Source organism: Marivita sp., from assembly GCF_017643905.1.
In the GTDB taxonomy this organism is placed as follows: domain Bacteria; phylum Pseudomonadota; class Alphaproteobacteria; order Rhodobacterales; family Rhodobacteraceae; genus Marivita.
Genome location: NZ_JAEPMO010000244.1, coordinates 1 through 3,947 on the forward strand (window position 1 = coordinate 1; position 3,947 = coordinate 3,947).

The 3,947-nt window shown below is 63.1% G+C and carries 5 protein-coding genes; all 5 read right to left on the bottom strand.

What is annotated here, in order from left to right; all coding sequences use genetic code 11:
• Positions 1 to 157 precede the first annotated feature (157 nt).
• On the bottom strand, positions 158 to 925 hold the full coding sequence (locus JJ869_RS22560; protein ID WP_292271051.1) for a TIM barrel protein: 768 nt from the start codon (positions 923 to 925) through the stop codon (positions 158 to 160).
• Entirely contained in the window at positions 922 to 1,572 is a 651-nt protein-coding gene (locus JJ869_RS22565; protein WP_292271052.1) for an aldolase, read from the bottom strand. Before JJ869_RS22565 ends, JJ869_RS22560 begins: the two co-directional genes overlap by 4 nt.
• Complete coding sequence (otnK, locus tag JJ869_RS22570) at positions 1,569 to 2,840, bottom strand: 3-oxo-tetronate kinase (protein ID WP_292271053.1); 1,272 nt, start codon at positions 2,838 to 2,840, stop codon at positions 1,569 to 1,571. Before otnK ends, JJ869_RS22565 begins: the two co-directional genes overlap by 4 nt.
• Positions 2,837 to 3,751, bottom strand: coding sequence for an L-threonate dehydrogenase (gene ltnD, locus JJ869_RS22575; RefSeq protein WP_292271055.1), 915 nt, complete (start codon positions 3,749 to 3,751; stop codon positions 2,837 to 2,839). The genes otnK and ltnD overlap by 4 nt, the downstream gene beginning before the upstream one ends.
• On the bottom strand, positions 3,748 to 3,947 hold a 200-nt coding region (locus JJ869_RS22580), incomplete at its 5' end, for an alpha/beta hydrolase (protein ID WP_292271058.1). The genes ltnD and JJ869_RS22580, both read right to left, overlap by 4 nt.

Consider the following 3,947-nt stretch of genomic DNA (forward strand, 5'->3'; position numbering starts at 1 on the left):
AACGGACCCGATACGTCTTCCTCGCTTTGCTCGAAGAGGGCAACCGATGCCGTATGCATGTGTGGCGCACTGAGTTTGCGTAGCAGACGCTGACGGAACCCGGAAGATCGTTGATTATCCATGAACGCTGCTGCTGGGGTCCGGCACCATGGAGTATTCAAATTTCGCGCAGGCTGGTAAGCCACCCCAAGGTCGGTTCGGTCGGCCCCAGAGGCTTGTACTCCGCACCGATTGGGGCGGCATATCCCATTCCGGAAAGTTCGGAGCAGATGGCGAGGTAGTTCAATTCGCCATGATCCGGGGCGCCGCGGTCGGGAACCGAAGCGATCTGCACATGACCAATTCTTGGCAGGAGGCTCCGCAGCCGGTGGATCACGTCACCCTCGGTTCGGCCCACATGGTAGCAGTCGAACATGAGCCGCAGAGCCGGGGACCCGACCGCGTCCATGATTGCAACCGCTTGATCAGTCGTGCGCAGAAAGTAACCGGGGGCATCGTGACGGTTGAGCGGTTCGATCAGGATCACCATGCCAAGCCCGGCAGCTTGTTCTGCGGCATAACGCAAAGTCTCGATGTACGCCTCTTCGGCAGCTGACCCAGATGCGCGACCCGCCATGACGTGCACGGCCCGCGCCCCGATTGCCGCCCCATAGGCGAGCGCCTCATCCACTGCGGCACGGGCGTCTGCGGATCGACCGGGCAATGCGGAAAGTCCATTTTCCCCCGCAGCGACATCGCCGCGCCGGGTATTAAGGCCAAGCATCGTTAGGCCGGTATCGGCCAAAGCCTGGGCGACCATCTCGGCTGGGGTATCATACGGCCAGTGGCATTCCACCGCATCGAACCCTGCCGTCTTGGCTGCGTGGATCGCCTGAGGCAGCGATAACTCTGACCAGAGAAACCCAAGATTGGCAGAAAGCTTCACGTGTCCCACTCCACGTTGAACTTGGTGACGACGCGCTGCACATCTTCTGACGACAGCATCCGCGGCGACAGGCCACGCGTCAACATCGCGAGGCGGGCGGTGTCCTCCAACTCTTCGATGGCATTGCAAGCCGCCTCGACATCCGCACCCGCAACAACAGGTCCATGGTTGGCCAGCATCACCGCTGTCCGTTTGCCCGCAAGGCCCCGCACCGCGTCGCCCATGGCCGGATCGCCGGGCAGGAAGAACGGCAGAAGCTTGACCTTGCCGAGCTTCATGATCGCATACGGTGTCAAGGGCGGCAGAAAATTGTCGGGATTTGCATCGGGCATCATCGACAAGGCGACAGAATGGCAGGAATGCAGGTGCACCACTGCGCCCGCTGTCGAGCGCGTCTCGTAAAACGCGGTGTGCAGCGGCATTTCCTTGGTCGGCTGGTCCCCGTCGATCAACTGCCTTCGCGCGTCGAAGCGAGACAAGCGACACGGGTCCAGCCGACCAAAACTGGTGCCGGTCGGGCTTACCAAGAGGCCGCCGTCTGGCGTTCGCGCCGAGATATTCCCGGTGCTGCCTCCTGTGAGCCCACGGTCAAACAACGATTTTGCAAGAAGGCAGATCTGCTCGCGCAGCGCGGATTCGGGTGTCATGGGTTCTCGAGGCTCTGCCGGGCTTGGCTAAAGAAATCCGGCTGCCCGAAATTGCCGGATTTCAGCGTTAGGGCGATATGGCGACCTTGTGAACGGCAGAAGGTCCAAGGGACGCCGGGCGCGATCTCTGGGCCAATATCAAGGCGATCGACACCCAGAGCCTGTGTCACAGCGCCCGAGGTTTCACCGCCGGCGACGATCAACCTTCCCACGCCCGCATCGCGCGCGGCGCGGGCGCAGGCGGCAAGCGTGGTTTCGACGATCTCTCCCGCAGCGGCCACCCCCAAACGGGCCTGTGCGGTCTTCACGCTTGCGGGTTCAGCGGTGGCGTAGATCAGCGGCGCCCGCGCCATGTCTTGCGTGGCAAGCCAGTCGAGGGCGGGCGCGGTGCCTTCTTCAGCCAATCTCAACGGGTCAAGACGCAAGGCGGGCGCGCCGGTTGCAAGATACGACGCCACTTGGCGGTTCGTCATTGCAGAGCAACTGCCCGACAAGATGATCGTTTCCGCCGCGACGTCTGGCCGTGTCGCGTTCGTGGCGTCGGCGGCGATCCAACCGTCGGCCTGATAGAGCGCGGGCAGGGGCATGGCCAGCGCGGACCCACCGGTCAGCAGAGGCATGTCATGGCAAGCCGCCGCGATGGCCTCAATGTCTTCGGCTGCGACCGCGTCCACAACGATATGGGCGTGACCCTTCGAATGGTGGTCTGCCAATGCCGCTCGGATGGCGACTGGGCCTCTTGCCACACAAAGACGATCGATCAGACCGACGGGTCGCTGAACCTGAGGGGACAACAAACGCATCAAATTGCTGTCGCGCATCGGCGTCAGCGGATGGTCCTTCATCGGGCTCTCATGAAGCGGTTCTTGGCCCACGAACAGCGTGCCCATGAAGATGGTGCGGCCGTTTTCCGGAAACGCAGGGCAATAGACCGTCTGATCGGTGCCAAGTTCAGCCATCAACGCCTCGGCAACCGGGCCGATGTTCCCCTCTGGCGTGCTGTCGAAGGTCGAGCAGTATTTCCAGAAGAAACGCGTGGCACCTGCCGCTTTGAGCCAGGCCAGCGCCGCGCGTGTTTCAGTGACGGCCTGTGCGACAGGGGCAGTGCGGGATTTGAGTGCGATCACCTCGAAAGAGCTGGTGGCCGACGGGGCTGCTTCGGGTACGCCAATCCGCAACGACACGGGAAAACCGCTGCGCGCCAGAAGCCCCGCGAGATCGGTCGCCCCGGTGAAGTCGTCAGCGATGCAGCCAAGTCGGGTCGTCATTCGGTGCCGCCACCCGTGTGTCCGGGCAATTTCAGGTTGGCGTTGCGGGCGTAGACCTTGGCAACCGCCGCATCATCCTCTTGGCCAAGGCCCGAGCCAGCGGCAGCAAGAAACTGTTGCATTGCTGCCGCCGCCAAGGGGGCGCCGAAACCGGCGCTGCGGGCGATATCCAGAACGATCCCAAGATCCTTGGGCCAGATGTTCACACTGGAACGGGGTGTGTAGTCACCATCGACGATGTGCGGCCCTCGGTTTTCAAGCATCCACGACGTCCCCGCGCATTGCGGGATCACCTCCATGAACGCCTCGGGCGACACGCCTTGCGTCATGCCAAAGGTCATCGCCTCGGCCATGGTTGCGATATGTACGCCAGCCAGCAACTGGTTGACGGCCTTCATGGCCGATCCGGGACCGGCGTGATCGCCGAGGCGATAGACCTTTTCCGCCGTGACCGCCAAAACCGGCTCCGCCGCATCAAACGCGGCGGGAGTGCCCGAAGCGAGGACGGTCAGCGACCCCGACGCAGCCTTGAGAGCGCCGCCAGAGATCGGTGCATCGAGGTAGTGGACTCCAAACGCCGCGCAGCGTTCCTCCATCTGGCGCGCGAAAGCGGGCGAGACGGTGGCGCAGGCAATTGCCACGCTGCCGGGGCGCATCTGGGGCACAATGCCTTTGGCCCCGAACAGAACGTCCTCGGTCTGCGCTGCGTTGAGCACGACAACCATGACGGCGGCAAGGTCGCCGGCGATCGTGTCCAGCGTCCCCGCTGCGCCTCCTGCGGCGCGAAACCGGTCCATCGCGTCCTTGGCCAGGTCAAAGCCATGCACCACCAGCCCGCCTTTCAAAGCCGAAGCGGCGCTGCCATAGCCCATGGAACCAAGGCCGATCACGGCGATCTTTGCAGTGGTCATGTCAGGATCTCCTCGAAATGGGACAGAACCGCGTCAATGGCGGCGTCTTCGTTGAACAATAGACCATGGCCGCCGTCGATGACCTCCAGTCGCGCGTTGGGCAACTGTCGCACAAGCGTTTCGGACAGGTCCAGCGGGCTTTGATCGTCAAACCGTCCACTCAGGACAAGGCTGGGCACGGCGATGTGCGGCAGGT